The organism is Variovorax sp. 38R (assembly GCF_014843395.1).
GTDB classification, from domain to species: domain Bacteria; phylum Pseudomonadota; class Gammaproteobacteria; order Burkholderiales; family Burkholderiaceae_C; genus Variovorax; species Variovorax paradoxus_H.
In genome coordinates this window covers 4,838,255-4,851,978 of record NZ_CP062121.1, presented here as the reverse complement: position 1 = coordinate 4,851,978, position 13,724 = coordinate 4,838,255, and the positions used below count along the sequence as shown (strand labels likewise).

At 67.1% G+C, this 13,724-nt stretch carries 16 protein-coding genes; 7 read left to right on the top strand and 9 right to left on the bottom strand.

The features are described from left to right. Positions 1-108: 108 nt before the first annotated feature. Positions 109-1,011, top strand: a complete 903-nt coding sequence (locus tag IG196_RS22440) for a LysR family transcriptional regulator (protein WP_062473378.1) — start codon at positions 109-111, stop codon at positions 1,009-1,011. A 269-nt stretch (positions 1,012-1,280) separates the two neighbouring features. On the opposite strand, the gene IG196_RS22435 is transcribed toward IG196_RS22440, so the two are convergent. From IG196_RS22435 to kynB, 4 genes are all read right to left on the bottom strand, one after another. Then, positions 1,281-2,534: an SMI1/KNR4 family protein gene (locus tag IG196_RS22435; protein ID WP_192193065.1), complete on the bottom strand. Its 1,254-nt coding sequence runs from the start codon at positions 2,532-2,534 to the stop codon at positions 1,281-1,283. A 95-nt stretch (positions 2,535-2,629) separates the two neighbouring features. Next, on the bottom strand, positions 2,630-3,487 hold the full coding sequence (gene kynA, locus IG196_RS22430; RefSeq protein WP_192193064.1) for a tryptophan 2,3-dioxygenase: 858 nt from the start codon (positions 3,485-3,487) through the stop codon (positions 2,630-2,632). Beyond that, positions 3,484-4,773: a kynureninase gene (gene kynU, locus IG196_RS22425; RefSeq protein ID WP_192193063.1), complete on the bottom strand. Its 1,290-nt coding sequence runs from the start codon at positions 4,771-4,773 to the stop codon at positions 3,484-3,486. The genes kynA and kynU overlap by 4 nt, the downstream gene beginning before the upstream one ends. Before the next feature lie 13 nt (positions 4,774-4,786). Further along, on the bottom strand, positions 4,787-5,431 hold the full coding sequence (gene kynB / locus IG196_RS22420; protein WP_192193062.1) for an arylformamidase: 645 nt from the start codon (positions 5,429-5,431) through the stop codon (positions 4,787-4,789). 176 nt (positions 5,432-5,607) lie between these two features. Between kynB and IG196_RS22415 the strand changes: the two genes are divergently transcribed. After that, positions 5,608-6,084 (top strand): Lrp/AsnC family transcriptional regulator, encoded by a 477-nt coding sequence (locus tag IG196_RS22415; RefSeq protein WP_062477192.1) that lies wholly within the window; start codon positions 5,608-5,610, stop codon positions 6,082-6,084. Between the two features lie 4 nt (positions 6,085-6,088). Here IG196_RS22415 and IG196_RS22410 read toward each other — a convergent pair whose 3' ends face one another. The 4 genes from IG196_RS22410 to IG196_RS22395 are packed head-to-tail and all read right to left on the bottom strand — an operon-like array spanning position 6,089 to position 9,137. Then, positions 6,089-6,406, bottom strand: a complete 318-nt coding sequence (locus IG196_RS22410; protein WP_101489305.1) for a YkgJ family cysteine cluster protein — start codon at positions 6,404-6,406, stop codon at positions 6,089-6,091. Then, positions 6,403-6,963, bottom strand: coding sequence for a DUF2867 domain-containing protein (locus IG196_RS22405; RefSeq protein WP_192193061.1), 561 nt, complete (start codon positions 6,961-6,963; stop codon positions 6,403-6,405). The genes IG196_RS22410 and IG196_RS22405 overlap by 4 nt, the downstream gene beginning before the upstream one ends. A 30-nt stretch (positions 6,964-6,993) precedes the next feature. Next, positions 6,994-7,929 (bottom strand): ornithine carbamoyltransferase, encoded by a 936-nt coding sequence (gene argF, locus IG196_RS22400; protein WP_153282528.1) that lies wholly within the window; start codon positions 7,927-7,929, stop codon positions 6,994-6,996. Beyond that, positions 7,926-9,137: an aspartate aminotransferase family protein gene (locus IG196_RS22395; RefSeq protein ID WP_192193060.1), complete on the bottom strand. Its 1,212-nt coding sequence runs from the start codon at positions 9,135-9,137 to the stop codon at positions 7,926-7,928. The genes argF and IG196_RS22395 overlap by 4 nt, the downstream gene beginning before the upstream one ends. 160 nt (positions 9,138-9,297) lie before the next feature. Between IG196_RS22395 and IG196_RS22390 the strand changes: the two genes are divergently transcribed. Next, entirely contained in the window at positions 9,298-9,636 is a 339-nt protein-coding gene (locus IG196_RS22390) for a DUF3579 domain-containing protein (RefSeq protein ID WP_056571940.1), read from the top strand. A gap of 165 nt (positions 9,637-9,801) precedes the next feature. On the opposite strand, the gene rpsT is transcribed toward IG196_RS22390, so the two are convergent. Further along, positions 9,802-10,116 (bottom strand): 30S ribosomal protein S20, encoded by a 315-nt coding sequence (rpsT, locus tag IG196_RS22385; RefSeq protein WP_056571937.1) that lies wholly within the window; start codon positions 10,114-10,116, stop codon positions 9,802-9,804. Positions 10,117-10,234: 118 nt separating this feature from the next. On the opposite strand from rpsT, the gene murJ reads away from it, so the two are divergent. The 4 genes from murJ (at position 10,235) to IG196_RS22365 (ending at position 13,693) form a co-directional block, all read left to right on the top strand. Beyond that, positions 10,235-11,788: a murein biosynthesis integral membrane protein MurJ gene (gene murJ / locus IG196_RS22380; RefSeq protein ID WP_192193059.1), complete on the top strand. Its 1,554-nt coding sequence runs from the start codon at positions 10,235-10,237 to the stop codon at positions 11,786-11,788. 65 nt (positions 11,789-11,853) lie between these two features. Then, complete coding sequence (locus IG196_RS22375) at positions 11,854-12,705, top strand: SirB1 family protein (protein WP_101489309.1); 852 nt, start codon at positions 11,854-11,856, stop codon at positions 12,703-12,705. Positions 12,706-12,715: 10 nt separating this feature from the next. Beyond that, entirely contained in the window at positions 12,716-13,147 is a 432-nt protein-coding gene (locus IG196_RS22370) for a bleomycin resistance protein (RefSeq protein WP_192193058.1), read from the top strand. A gap of 123 nt (positions 13,148-13,270) precedes the next feature. Further along, complete coding sequence (locus IG196_RS22365; RefSeq protein WP_101489311.1) at positions 13,271-13,693, top strand: YciI family protein; 423 nt, start codon at positions 13,271-13,273, stop codon at positions 13,691-13,693. The last annotated feature ends 31 nt before the right edge of the window (positions 13,694-13,724 follow it).

The following is a 13,724-nucleotide window of genomic DNA, read 5'->3' as shown; positions in this document are numbered from 1 at the left end:
AAAGTCTCCTTGAGGTGGCCCCACTGTAGGAAGCGGGGCGCATTCCAAGAAGACGGCTGGGGACCATAAAACCTATTCCATGGCGGAATAACTGGCTACCATCCGGCCATGGACCGTCTACTGGCTATGGAAATGTTTGTGCGGGTCGTCGAGACCGGCAGCTTCTCGAAGGCGGCGCGCGAGTTCAACACCACGCAACCCACCGTGACCAAGCAGGTCGCGGCCACGGAGGCGCGGCTGAAGGTGCGGCTGCTCAACCGCAACACGCGCGGCGTGAGCCTCACGGAGCCGGGCGCGCTCTACTACGAGAAGTGCAAGACCATCGTGCGCGACGCGGAGGAGGCCGACAGCATCGTGCAGCTGCGGCAGAACCAGGCGCAGGGGCTGCTGCGCGTGGGCACCTCGGTGGCCTTCGGGCGGCGCGTGGTGGTGCCGTTGGCGCTGGAGTACATGCGCCGGCATCCGCAGGTGCAGCTCGACCTGAGCTTCGAGGACCGCTACGTGGACCTCATCGCGCAGGGCATCGACGTGGCGATCCGCATGGGCAAGCTGGCCGATTCGTCACTGGGCGCGCGCTACCTCGGCGCCAATCCGTGGGTCATGGTGGCGTCGCCGGCCTATCTGAAGAAGCACGGCACGCCCAAGCGCGCGCAGGACCTGAGCGCGCACGTGGCGCTGATCTACAGCAGCGTGGTGGGCGACGAGTTCTGGCGCATGCACACGCCGAAGGGCGACCCGGTGACGGTGCCTGTGTCTGGGCGCTTCCGTTCCAACAACCTGTCGGCTGTGCTGGCTGCGGCGCGTGATGGGTTGGGGATTGCGCTGATGCCGCGCTATGTTGCGAGTGAGTCGCTGGCTGCGGGGAAGGTGAACGCCGTCCTTGGGGACCATGCGTTGCCGGAGCAGGAGATCCACGCGGTGTTTCCTTCGCCGAAGTTGGTGCCGGGGAAGGTGTCGGGGTTTGTGGCGTTTCTGCAGGGGCGGTTTGACGAGGGGTGGTGGGAGGCCTGAGCGGCTTGTTCAGGGCGCGTGCTCAGGCCATCGGGTACTTCCCTCCGCGAATGTCCCCCGCCTTCGGCTCCTCCTTTATTTCGCTGCGGGAAGCACCCAATGTCCTGAGCACACTGAGCGCTGTCGTCGTGCTCGCCGATCAACGACCGCTCCGATGACACTCACGTCGATGGGGTGCCTTGCGCAGCGAAATCAAGGGGGAGGCCGCAGGCCGGAGGACATTCGCGGAGCAAGGCTCCCCGTCGGCGGGAGCGTCGCCCTGAAAAAAGTCAGAGCCGGAACGTCTGCAGATGCTCGATGCGTTCAGCCAGACCTTCCTGCCCCAGGTAATGCCCCTGCGTCCCGTCGCGCATCTGCGCGAGCGTGGTCTCCAGTTCGACCAGCATCGCGTCGCGATCGGCCACGAAGGCCGGCGGCACGTCGATGCCGATCTGCGTGCAGGCGTCGGCGATCAGGTGTGCGCTGGCGGGCGCACCGCAGGCCGCGCATTTCACGATGGCCGCCACGGTCGGTTCGGCGCCGTTGTCCAGCAGGGCGTGCGTGAGTTCGGGCGAGATCTGGCCGTCGATGTTGCGCAGCACGTCGGATGCCACCGGTGCGCCTGCACGCACCAGCGCTGCCGCGGCGGCGAAGGCGCTGTGCCCCACGGCCACGTCGGTGGCGAGTGCGCTGCCTTCATGCGGGCCTTCGAAGTTCAGGCCCGCGGCGGCGAGGTCTGCGACCAGCGCGGCGTCGTCGGCGGCGATCGCGTGGCGCAGCGCCGCGCGTGCGAGCGCCGGGTGATGGCGCAGCGTGCCTTCGGCGAGCGGCGTGCGCCAGTCGACGATGGCGCGGCAGTAGAAGGTGACCAGCTTGTCCATCAGGTCGAGGTCGAGCCCGTAGCCTTCGTGGCGGTCGTCGAGGTAGGCGAGCAGCGCCTGCCCCGAGAAGTAGTCGCTCGTGGGCGCCAGCGGGTCTTCGTCGAGATGCAGCGCCGCGAAGGCGCCGTGGAGGTCGGCGGCAACGGGGCTCAGGCCGTCTTCGTGCAGCGCGTGGGTCCAGGCCGGCGGCAGGCCTTGCTTCCACGCAATGATCTGGCCGTGCGTGGCGCCGGGCTCAACCACCGCGTAGACGCGGTCGCAGTACTCGAAGCCGCCGAAGGGCAAGTGCGTGAGCTTGCCGCTCCAGGGCGTGCCGCTGTCTTCGGCCGCTTCTTCGGCGAGTTCTTGTTCGTGTTCGATCCAGCCCTGCAGGTCGCGGTAGCCGTCGCTGCCGTCCCAGAACAGCTCCGACCAGCTGACGCTTTCGACGTTGCCATTCATCGGCAGCGCGAGGTCGTAGTCGAGACGCCCGCCCGCGGTGTGCTGCCACAGCGCGACCAGCGCTTCGGGCAGCGGGCCGGCGCACAGCGCCTGCACCGCATCGATCTGCTGCTGCGGCATCGGCGGCTGCGCGTCGAAGATCACGCGATCGGCGAAGAGCACGACGCCATGTTCGCGCAAGGTGGAAAGCTCTTCGATAGAGAACGAGGTGTTGTTGTTCATGGCAGCAGCCTCCGTGTTCTCCAAAATGTAGCGCTTTGCGCCGATGGAGCAACCCTCGTTCGCCCGGGGCTACCGCGAGCCCCGCGGATCTCGCACTACAGATCGGTGCGCAACTTCCAGATCTCGGGGAACAGCACCACGTCGAGCATCTTGCGCAGGTAGCTCACGCCCCCCGTGCCGCCGGTGCCGCGCTTGAAGCCGATCACGCGCTCGACCGTGGTCACGTGGCGGAAGCGCCAGAGGCGGAAGGCGTCTTCGAGGTCGGTGAGTTTTTCGCCGAGCTGGTACAGGTCCCAGTGGTCGTGCGGGTTGCGGTAGACGACGAGCCACGCCGCCTCGACGCCGTCGCTCGATTCGTAGGGTTGCGTCCAGTCGCGCTCGAGCCGGTCGGTGGGCACGGGCAGGCCGTGGCGTGCGAGCAGGCGCAGCGATTCGTCGTACAGCGAGGGCGCGCGGTAGGCGGCATCGACCTGCGCGAGCAGGTCGGCGCGGTGCGCGTGCGGCTTGAGCATGGCGGCGTTCTTGTTGCCGAGCAGGAACTCGATGCAGCGGTACTGCGCACTCTGAAAGCCGCTGGAGTTGGCGAGGTAGGGACGCATCGCCGTGTACTCGGGCGGCGTCATGGTCGAGAGCACGGTCCACGCGCTCACCAGCTGTTCCATGATGCGGCTCACGCGCGCGAGCATCTTGAAGGCGTCAGGCAGCCGCTCTTGCGCGATGCACTGCACGGCGGCGTGCAGCTCGTGCAGCATGAGCTTCATCCAGAGCTCGCTGGTCTGGTGCTGCACGATGAACAGCATCTCGTCGTGCGCGGGCGACAGCGGATGTTGTGCATTCAGGATTTCGTCGAGATGCAGGTAGTCGCCGTAGCTCATCGACGCGCTGAAATCCAGCTGCGCCTTTTCTGCGTGGACGATGGACTCGGGGGTCTTGTTGTCGTTGTCGGTGCTCATGTCACTGCGTTCTTGCGGTTGAATTCAGCGCGTCGCCACTCGCCGGTTTCGAGCACCTGCACGAGGTGTTCGACCGAGTGCCACACATCCTCGAAGCCGACATACAGCGGTGTGAAGCCGAAGCGCAGGATGTCGGGCATCTGCGAATCGCCGGCGCGGTAGTCGCCGATCACGCCGCGTGCGATCAGCGCCTGCACGATGGCGTAGGCGCCTTCCTCGCGGCTGAGACACACCTGCGAGCCGCGCAGTGCATGGTCGCGCGGGGTGACGAGCGAGAGGCCTTGTCCTGCGCAGCGTTGTTCGACCAACTGGATGAACAGGTCGGTGAGCGCGAGCGACTTGGTGCGCAGCGCGGCCATCGCACCGCCGGTGCCATTGAAGGCTTCGGCGGCGAGCACGGTGTCGAGCCCGCATTCGAGCCCGGCCAGCGCGATGACCGGTTGCGTGCCGCACAGGTAGCGGCCGACGCCGGGAGCAGGGCGGTAGTGCGGCGTGAACTCGAAGGGCGCCGCGTGGCCCCACCAGCCGGACAGCGGCTGCTCGAACTGGCCTGCGTGCTTGGTGTTCACCCAGGCGAAGGCCGGCGCGCCGGGGCCGCCGTTGAGGTACTTGTAGCCGCAGCCGATCGCGTAGTCGGCGTCGCTGTCGTTGAGCGCCACGGGCACGGCGCCCGCGCTGTGCGCCAGGTCCCACACGGTGAGTGCGCCCACGGCGTGCGCGGCGGCGGTGACGGCCTTCATGTCGTGCATGGCGCCAGTGCGGTAGTTGACGTGCGTGAGCATGAGCACGGCGACTTCCTCGGTCAGCGCCGAATCCGGGCCTTGCAATTCGCTCGCGTCGATGAGCTTCAGCGTGAAGCCGCGTTCACGGCACAGCGATTCGGCGATGTAGAGGTCGGTCGGGAAGTTGCTGCGCTCGCTGACCACCAGCTTGCGGCCGCTCGCCTTCTGCTGCGAGAGCGCCGCGAACAGCACCTTGTAGAGGTTGACCGACGTGCTGTCGGTGCACACCACCTCGCCGGGCGCGGCGCCGATCAGGCGGGCCACCTTGTCGCCCAGGCGCTGCGGCAGGTCGAACCAGCTCGCGGTGTTCCAGGAGCGGATCAGGCCTTCGCCCCATTCCTTGGCGACCACTTCGGCGATGCGCGCGGGCGCGGCCGTGGGCAGCACGCCGAGCGAGTTACCGTCGAGGTAGAGCACGCCCTCGGGCAAAGTGAATTGGTCGCGCAGGGCGCGCAGCGGGTCTTGCGCGTCGAGGGCGCGGCAGTCGGCGAGGGTCGTCGTCATGGAAGGAGTGGTTTCAACGGGGAAGTTCGCGCAGCACGGCGCGCACGGGGGAGGCATCGGCGCTCGTCAGCTTCAGCGGCAGCGCGATGAGTTCGTAGTCGCCCTCGGGCACGGTGTCGAGCACGAGGTTCTCGAGCACGCGCAGGTCGAGGTGGCGGATGCGCTGGTGGCTGTCGAGCGTCTTGCTGTCGGCCGGGTCGATGCTGGCGGTGTCGATGCCGATGAGCTTGACGCCCATGGCCGCCAGGCGCTCGACGGTGGCGGGTTCGTAGGCTGCGAGCTGCGGGTCCCAGCGGTCGATCGGCATGGCGGGGTAGGTGCGCACGAGCACGCGCGGCGGCAGCGTGTCGGTCACGGCATGCGCGATGTGCTCCCAGGTGACCAGCGGGCCGCGGCCGATCGCGTGGATCACGCGGCACGGGCCAAGAAAGGGCGTGAGGTCGACCTGGCCGATGGTCTGGCCTTCGGGGGCGTAGTGCAGCGGCGCGTCGGCATGGGTGCCCACGTGCGGCGACAGCGTGATCGCGCTCACGTTGACCGGGCAGCCCGGGCCGATGGTGGCGCACCACTGCTGCGAATACGGCGTGTCGCCCGGGAATGTCGGGCTGCCGGCGTGCACGGGGGCGGAGATGTCCCAGAGTCGGAGCGGGGCGGTCATGGCGGGCGGCAAGGCGAAGGAAGAAAAAGGGCAGTGTGGGCCGGTTGGAGGCGCTCCACAAGGGGCCGGCGGGTGCCGAATGCTATGCGTAGTGACTGCCTGGAGTCGAGAAGTTATCCATCAATCATCGAAAGATTGAATAATCTATTCAATCAACGGGAATTGGAGAACAAATCATGCAAGCCGACCTCGACCGAACCGACCTCCAGCTGCTGCGCGCGCTGCAGGACAACGCCCGGCTGACCTCGGGCGAGCTGGCGCAGATGGCGCACCTGTCGCAGTCGCCGTGCTGGCGGCGGGTGAAGAAGCTGGAAGACGATGGCGTGATCGGCGGCTATCACGCGGGCCTGAACCGGCGCGCGCTGGGCTTCGGCGTGCTGGCCTTCGTGATGGTCGGCATCGACCACCAGACCGAGATTTCGTCGCGCGCCTTCGAGGACGCGGTGTGCGCGATTCCCGAGGTGGTGATGTTCCACGGCATCTCGGGGCCGGCGGATTTCATCCTCGTGGTGGTCGCGAAGGACCTCGACGCTTATTCCGACCTGCTGCAGCGCAAGCTGCACCGCCTGCCGGGCGTGCGCCACGTGCAGACGCATTTCTCGCTGCAGGAGTTCAAGGGGCAGTTGGGCGGCCTCCCGGTGCCTGTGGCCTGAACCGTCAGTGCAGTTCGTCGGACAGCATCGCCAGTCCATGCCGCAGGCGCGCGCGCTGGCAGGCGTCGCTGCCGGCCTGCAGTTCGTGGCAAGGGTTCGGCCGCCATTCGTAGATGCCGCAAGCCACCGACTGGCCGATCTTGCCGGTGAGCGCGGCGCAGCGCGGCGGCGTGTGGTCGGTGCCGCGCATGCGGCACAGGGCGTCGTTCACGTCGACCGCCAGGCCCGAGGGCACGCGGCCGCCGTTGTCGTCGAGTTCGTGCACGCTGAAGTCGACGCGGTAGGCGGCGCAGCAGGCGCCGCAGGTCTGGCAGGGATTCATGAGGCGAGCAGCGCGGCGTCACGCACGCGCTGCAGCATGCGGCGGCGGATCAGCCCGCTCGCGGGGCGGATCAGCAGCCAGTAGAGGGTGAAGCGGCGCTGCGCGGCGGCATCGCCGCACCAGACCCGGGTGCGGGTGGTGAGGCGCGTGCCAGTGCCTTCGGGCTCGGCCGTGAAGTGGAGCACCAGCTTGGCGAGGCCGGTGGCATCGAGCGCCGCGAAGGCCGGGCCGTCGGCCAGCGGGACCAGCCCGTAGTCGAAGCGCCAGAAGCGGCCGGCCAACCCGAAGGCCAGTTCGCGTTCGCCGTCGCGTCCCAGCGGCGTGAAGTCGGAGAAGCCGAAGGCCTCGCGCTGACGCAGCGTGGGGGCGGCGAGGCCGAGTCGGCTGGCCAGCCGGTTCGGCAGTTCACGCAGCGCGATCAGGCGGCGCGCCACGGGGTCGTCGGTGATCTCGGGCCGGGCCGCCACATCGAGCACGCGCGCGGGCGAGGCGGGCACATGGAGGCTGTGCGTCTCCGCGAACTGGTAGCGCGGCAGGTAGCGGTTCATCAGCTCCATGCGGCGCTCCGTTGGTTCATTGGCTCGATGTCAGAGCCTGCCGAGCAGCAGGAACTCCATCAGCGCCTTTTGTGCGTGCAGGCGGTTCTCGGCCTCGTCCCACACCACCGACTGCGGACCGTCGATGACTTCGGCCTGCACTTCCTCGCCGCGGTGCGCGGGCAGGCAGTGCATGAAGAGGGCGTCGGGCTGGGCGATGCGCATCATGTCTTCGTCGACGCACCAGTCGGCGAAGGCCTTGCGGCGTGCTTCGTTCTCGGCCTCGTAGCCCATGCTGGTCCAGACGTCGGTGGTGACGAGGTCGGCGCCGCGACAGGCTTCCATCGGGTCCTTGAAGACCTTGTAGCTGTCGCCCGAGCGGATGCCGGCGATCGACTGGTCGACTTCGTAGCCGCTGGGCGTGCTCACGTGCACCGTGAAGCCAAGAATTTCAGCGGCCTGCAGCCAGGTGTTGGCCATGTTGTTGCCGTCGCCGACCCACGCCACCGTCTTGCCCTGGATCGAGCCGCGGTGCTCGATGTACGTGAAGATGTCCGCCAGGATCTGGCAGGGGTGGAACTCGTTGGTCAGGCCGTTGATGACGGGCACGCGCGAGTGCGCGGCGAAGTTGTCGATCTTGGTCTGCTCGTAGGTGCGGATCATCACCAGGTCGACCATGCGGCTGATGACCTTGGCGCTGTCCTCGATGGGCTCGGCGCGGCCCAGCTGGCTGTCGCCCGTGGTCAGGTGCACCACGCTGCCGCCGAGCTGGTACATGCCGGCCTCGAAGCTCACGCGCGTGCGCGTGCTGGCCTTCTCGAAGATCATGGCCAGCGTGCGGTCGGTCAGCGGCTGGTGCTTTTCATAGGTCTTGAACTTCTTCTTGATGATCGCCATGCGATCGAAGAGGTAGACGTACTCATCGGCCGTGAGGTCCGAGAACTGCAGGTAGTGGCGCAGGGCGTTCGGTGCGGCGGCGGTCGTCATTGCGCAACGGGCTCCGAGAGGAAGGTCTTGACGATCGGCGCGAGGATCGCAACGATTTCGTCGGCTTCGGCAATGCTCAGGATGAGCGGCGGCACGAGGCGGATCACCTTGTCGGCCGTCACGCTCAGCAGCAGGCCGGCGTCGCAGGCGCGGTTCAGGATCACGCCGCAGGGACGGTCGAGTTCGATGCCCAGCATCAGGCCCTGGCCGCGGATTTCTTTCACGCCCGGCAGGCCGCCGATTTCGCGTTCGAGCGCGGCCTTCAGGTGTGCGCCCACGGTGGCGGCGTTCTCGAGCAGCTTGTGCTCTTCCATGATGCGGATGGTTTCCACACCGGCGCGCATGGCCAGCGGGTTGCCGCCGAAGGTGGTGCCGTGGTTGCCCGGGCCGAAGATGTTGGCGGCCTTGGGGCCGGCCACGACGGCGCCGATCGGCACGCCCGAGCCCAGGCCCTTGGCGAGCGGCATCACGTCGGGCAGGATGCCCGCCCACTGATGGGCAAACCACTTGCCGGTGCGGCCCATGCCGCACTGCACTTCGTCGATCATCATGAGCCAGTCGCGCTCATCGCACAGCGCGCGCACCTGCTTCAGGTAGTCGACGCGCATCGGGTTGATGCCGCCTTCGCCCTGGATGGTTTCAAAGAACACGGCGACCACGTTCGGGTTGCCTTCGGTGGCCTTCTTCAGCGCCTCGATGTCGTTCAGCGGCACGCGGATGAAGCCCTCGACCAGCGGGCCGAAACCGGCCTGCACCTTGGGATTGCCGGTGGCCGACAGCGTGGCGATGCTGCGGCCGTGGAAGGCGGCTTCGTAGACGACGATTTCGGGGCGCTCGATGCCCTTGTCGTGGCCGAACTTGCGCGCCAGCTTCAGGGCGGCTTCATTGGCTTCCAGGCCGGTGCAGCAGAAGAAGGCGTTGGTCAGGCCCGACAGCTCGGTGAGCTTGGCGGCGAGCTGTTCCTGGCCGGTCACGTGGTAGTAGTTGGAGCTGTGGATCAGCTTGGTCAGCTGGTCCTGCAGTGCGGGCACCAGCTCGGGGTGGTTGTGGCCCAGCGTGTTGACGGCAATGCCGCCCAGGCCGTCGAGGTAGGCCTTGCCCGTGGTGTCCCAGACTCGGCAGCCCTGGCCGTGCGACAGCGCGATCGGCAGGCGACCGTAGGTGTTCATGACGTGGGGCGAGGTGGGTTGCTGGGCGGTGGCGCTCATTCGGTACTCCAGATAGGGAACACGAATTCTAGGCGTGCGATTTGACGGCTTCGTTGAGGATTCCGCATCACAGCAATGCCCCCCATTCAGGATGCAAAAAGAGCCCCGGATAGAATTGCTTGCTGCACCGCAGCACCTGTTCCGGTCGCCTCACTTCACGATGATTTCCCCCAACGCCAAAGAAATCTTCATCCAGGGCATCACCCACGATGGCCGCACTTTTCGCCCCAGCGACTGGGCCGAACGCCTCGCCGGCGTCATGTGCTCCTTCCGCCCCGGCGGCGCCTACCCGGGCAGCCACCTGAGCTACTCGCCCTGGTGCATTCCCACGACCATCAACGGCGTGAAATGCGTGGTGGTGAACCGTGCCCTGCGCGACGCCGAACCCATGGCCTGGGACTTCTGCGTGAACTTCGCGAAAGACAACAACCTCCAGGTGGCCGAGGCCTGCCTGGTGCCCGATCCGGCGGACACGCCGCCCCCTCCCGCAAAGACCTGACTTCCAGGTCTTTTTTTTGGCTGCGCGGGTTGCTCGATCCTTTGGATGCTTTTCGAGCGCCCATGAAAAAACCGCCCGAAGGCGGTTTTTCACTTTTGCTTGCTGCAGCGCACCCCGATCAAACGGCGGACCGGAGAATTCCGGTCCGGGCTTGCCTGACAGGTGTCAGGCGGCGGCCTTTTCAGGCGCGAGGGCGAGGGCCTTGACCTTGGCCGACAGGCGGCTCTTGTCGCGGGCTGCCTTGTTCTTGTGGAAGATGCCCTTGTCGGCGACGGTGTCGACGATGCTCTGGGCCTTCGCGAACAGTTCGCTTGCCTTGGTCTTGTCGCCAGCCAGAACAGCCTTTTCGACGTTCTTGACAGCGGTACGGTATTTGGAGCGCAGCGAGGTGTTCGCAGCGTTGAGCTTGACGTCCTGGCGGACGCGCTTGCGGCCCGACGCGAGGCGGGGGTTCTTCTTCTTGGGCTTGGCGGATGCCATATTTAGTGTTCCTTAGGTGTCTGAGGATGATGCAGCAAAGCCCTCCATTATAGGCCGGGTTCCGGTTTTTGCCGAATTGCCTGCTTTTGTCACCTTTCGGAGCCCTACACTCGCCCCCGTGTCCCTGTTCAAATCCGCCTCCACCGTCTCCCTGCTGACCCTCGCTTCGCGGATCACGGGCCTCGTGCGCGACGTGCTGTTTGCCTCGGTCTTCGGCGTCAGCGCGCTCACCGACGCGTTCAACGTCGCCTTTCGCATCCCCAACCTGTTTCGCCGCGTGTTCGGCGAGGGCGCCTTCAGCCAGGCCTTCGTGCCGGTGCTGGCCGCGCGCAAGGCCGAAGCGGGGCAAGAGGGCGCCCGGGAGCTGGTCGACCACGTCGCCACGCTGCTGACCTGGGCCCTGGTGGTGCTGTGCGTGGCGGGCGTGGCCGGCGCGCCGCTGCTGGTCTGGGCCATGGCCAGCGGGCTGCAGGGCTTCGACGCCGCCGTGGTCATGACGCGCTGGATGTTCCCCTACATCGGCTTCATGTCGCTGGTGGCGCTGGCGGGCGGCATTCTCAACACCTGGCGCAAGTTCGCGGTGCCGGCGGCGTCGCCGGTGCTGCTCAACATTGCGCTGATCCTGTCGATCTCGATCGGCGCGCCGCTGTTCCGGCGCTACGGCATCGAGCCGATCTACGCCCAGTGCGTGGGCGTGATGGTCGGCGGCGTGCTGCAACTGGCCCTGCAGATTCCGGCGCTGCGCGCGCTGGGGCTCATGCCGCGCATCGGCGCCAGCTTCAAGGCACTGCGCACCGCGTGGACCGATCCGACCACCCGCAAGGTCATGAAACTCATGCTGCCGGCGCTGCTGGGCGTGAGCGTGGCGCAGATTTCGCTGCTCATCAACACGCAGATCGCCTCGCACCTGGCCACTGGCAGCGTGACCTGGGTCACCAACGCCGACCGGCTGATGGAATTTCCCACCGCCATGCTCGGCGTGGCGCTGGGCGTGGTGCTGATGCCGCAGCTCGCGGGCGCCCGCGCCGCCAAGGACGACGCGCGTTACTCGTCGCTGCTCGACTGGGGCCTGCGGCTCGTGGTGCTGCTGGCGGCGCCGTGCGCCGTGGCGCTGCTGCTGTTTGCCAAGCCGCTGGTGGCCGTGTTGTTCCACAACGGCGCCTACACCGGCGAAGACGTCGGCCGCACCACCGTGGCGCTCATGGGCTACGGCGTGGGGCTGGTCGGCCTCGTGGCGGTGAAGGTGCTTGCGCCCGGCTACTACGCCAAGCACGACACGCGCACGCCCATGCTGATTGCCGTGTGCGTGCTGGTGCTCACGCAGGTGCTCAACTTCTTCCTGGTGCCGCTGTTGCAGCACGCCGCGCTGACGCTGACGATCGGCATCGGTGCATTGGTCAACGCGCTGTGGCTGCTGATCGGCCTGGTCCGCCGCGGCAGCTACACCCCCGAGCCCGGCTGGGGCAAGTTCGCGCTGCAGGTGCTGCTGGGCACCGTGGTGCTGGCGGTTTTGCTGGCCTGGGGCACTCACTATTTCGACTGGGTCGGCCTGCGCGCGCAGCGCCTGCACCGCATCGGCCTTTTGGCCGCGCTCATCGTTGGTGCCGCGCTGCTCTATTTCGCCGTGCTCACGGCCACGGGCGTGCGCCTTCGCAGTTTCATGCGCCGTTAAGGTGCCGTTGGCGAGCCGGAAAACCACTGCCTTGACGCTCCCCGCGGGCTCCTCTACAAAGCCATATGACGTTCAGCTACCAGGTTCCCACGGCACTGGAATATTTCGAGTCGCTGGTCGGCAGCGATGACCACTTTCCGCTGCTCGAAGCGGCCGCCAGCATCGCGCAGGACGAATACCCCGAACTCGACGTGCAGCAGGTGCTGGGCGACGTCGACCAGCTGCTCGCGCGCCTCAAGCGCCGCCTGCCGGTCGACGCCGCGCCGCTGGCCCGGCTGCGCGCGCTGAACCAGTTCTTCTTCAGCGACCTGAACTTCGGCGGCAACGTCAACGACTACTACGACCCCGACAACAGCTACCTGAACGCCGTGCTGCGCACCCGCCGCGGCATTCCGATCTCGCTGGCCGTGCTGTGGATGGAACTGGCGCAGGGACTGGGCCTGCAGACGCGCGGCATCAGCTTTCCGGGGCATTTCATGGTGAAGGTCACGCTGCCCAAGGGGCAGGTCGTGATCGACCCATTCACCGGCAAGTCGCTCTCGCGCGAAGAGCTGGGCGAGCGGCTCGAGCCCTACAAGCGCGGCAACGGGCTGGTCGGCGAATTCGACGTGCCGCTGGGCCTGTACCTGCAGCCCGCGAGCCCGCGCGAGATCATTGCGCGCATGCTGCGCAACCTGAAGGAAGTGCACCACGCACAGGAAGACTGGCCGCGCTACATCGCGGTGCAGAACCGCCTCATTGCGCTCTTGCCCAGCGCCTGGGGCGAGCACCGCGACCGCGGCGTGGCGCATGCCGAGCAGGGCCATGCGGCGCTGGCCGTGTTCGACCTCGAGACCTACCTCGCGAACGCCGAAGACGCGCTCGACATCGACGCGATCGCCGAGCGCGTGGCGCTGCTGCGGCGCCTGGCCAACTAGCTACAAGCCCATGACCGACACCCGCACCGGCGTGAGCGCGGCGCCTCCCGACCTGGGCACGCTGCACGAATTCCACGGCGTGCAGCCGGTGCTGCCGGTGTCCGACGTCTCGCGCGCCGCGCGCTGGTTTTCCGAAGTGCTGGGTTTCGAGGTCGACTTCATCGCCGGCGAACCGCCCAGCTACGCCCGCGTGAAGAAGGGCGACCGCAGCTACGGCGACCCCGTGTACCTGCGCCTGTGGCAATGCGGCAGCCGCGAGGCGAAGCCTTGGCGCGGCGAAATCGTGATCCACGTCGGCAAGGACATCGACGGCCTGCATGCCGCCTATGTGAAGCGCGGCGTGACCGTGATCGAACCCCCCACGTCCCAGCCCTGGGGCCTGCGCGAATTCGCGATCCGCGAACCCGACGGCCACGTGCTGCGGTTCTGCGGCTATCTCTGACACACAAAATTACAAGCCGATCGATGCGGCCGTGTCGATCCGTTGTTCGCTCGTGCGACGTGTGAACAGGAGCGCGCAGATTCCGGCGCCTCCCGATCCTCATCAACCCACAGGAGAAACGACATGCGATTCATGGTTCTGGTCAAGGCGAGTCCCGATTCCGAAGCCGGCGTGATGCCGAGCACCGAGCTACTGACCGAGATGGGCCGGTTCAACGAAGAACTGGTCAAGGCCGGCGTGCTGCTGGCGGGCGAGGGGCTGCACCCGTCGGCCAAGGGTGCCCGCGTGCGCTGCGAAGGCAAGAAGCGCACCGTCATCGACGGCCCCTTCACCGAGACCAAGGAGCTGCTCGCGGGCTTCTGGCTGCTGCAGGTCAAGTCGAAGGAAGAGGCCATCGAGTGGATCAAGCGCAGCCCGTTCCAGGAAGGCGAGATCGAGATCCGCCAGGTGTTCGAGGCCACCGATTTCGGCGAGGCCATGACGCCCGAGCTGCTGGCCCAGGAAGACCGCCTGCGCGCCGAGTCGGCCGCCAAGGCTGGCCGCTGAATCCCGTCCATCCTTCGAAGGAGAAACGACC

What these genes read in the sequence shown, in the direction of transcription:
- IG196_RS22440 (WP_062473378.1), top strand. Translation starts at nt 109, where the DNA reads ATGGACCGTCTACTGGCTATGGAAATGTTTGTGCGGGTCGTCGAGACC.
- IG196_RS22435 (WP_192193065.1), bottom strand. Translation starts at nt 2,534, where the DNA reads ATGAACAACAACACCTCGTTCTCTATCGAAGAGCTTTCCACCTTGCGC.
- kynA (WP_192193064.1), bottom strand. Translation starts at nt 3,487, where the DNA reads ATGAGCACCGACAACGACAACAAGACCCCCGAGTCCATCGTCCACGCA.
- kynU (WP_192193063.1), bottom strand. Translation starts at nt 4,773, where the DNA reads ATGACGACGACCCTCGCCGACTGCCGCGCCCTCGACGCGCAAGACCCG.
- kynB (WP_192193062.1), bottom strand. Translation starts at nt 5,431, where the DNA reads ATGACCGCCCCGCTCCGACTCTGGGACATCTCCGCCCCCGTGCACGCC.
- IG196_RS22415 (WP_062477192.1), top strand. Translation starts at nt 5,608, where the DNA reads ATGCAAGCCGACCTCGACCGAACCGACCTCCAGCTGCTGCGCGCGCTG.
- IG196_RS22410 (WP_101489305.1), bottom strand. Translation starts at nt 6,406, where the DNA reads ATGAATCCCTGCCAGACCTGCGGCGCCTGCTGCGCCGCCTACCGCGTC.
- IG196_RS22405 (WP_192193061.1), bottom strand. Translation starts at nt 6,963, where the DNA reads ATGGAGCTGATGAACCGCTACCTGCCGCGCTACCAGTTCGCGGAGACG.
- argF (WP_153282528.1), bottom strand. Translation starts at nt 7,929, where the DNA reads ATGACGACCGCCGCCGCACCGAACGCCCTGCGCCACTACCTGCAGTTC.
- IG196_RS22395 (WP_192193060.1), bottom strand. Translation starts at nt 9,137, where the DNA reads ATGAGCGCCACCGCCCAGCAACCCACCTCGCCCCACGTCATGAACACC.
- IG196_RS22390 (WP_056571940.1), top strand. Translation starts at nt 9,298, where the DNA reads ATGATTTCCCCCAACGCCAAAGAAATCTTCATCCAGGGCATCACCCAC.
- rpsT (WP_056571937.1), bottom strand. Translation starts at nt 10,116, where the DNA reads ATGGCATCCGCCAAGCCCAAGAAGAAGAACCCCCGCCTCGCGTCGGGC.
- IG196_RS22375 (WP_101489309.1), top strand. Translation starts at nt 11,854, where the DNA reads ATGACGTTCAGCTACCAGGTTCCCACGGCACTGGAATATTTCGAGTCG.
- IG196_RS22370 (WP_192193058.1), top strand. Translation starts at nt 12,716, where the DNA reads ATGACCGACACCCGCACCGGCGTGAGCGCGGCGCCTCCCGACCTGGGC.
- IG196_RS22365 (WP_101489311.1), top strand. Translation starts at nt 13,271, where the DNA reads ATGCGATTCATGGTTCTGGTCAAGGCGAGTCCCGATTCCGAAGCCGGC.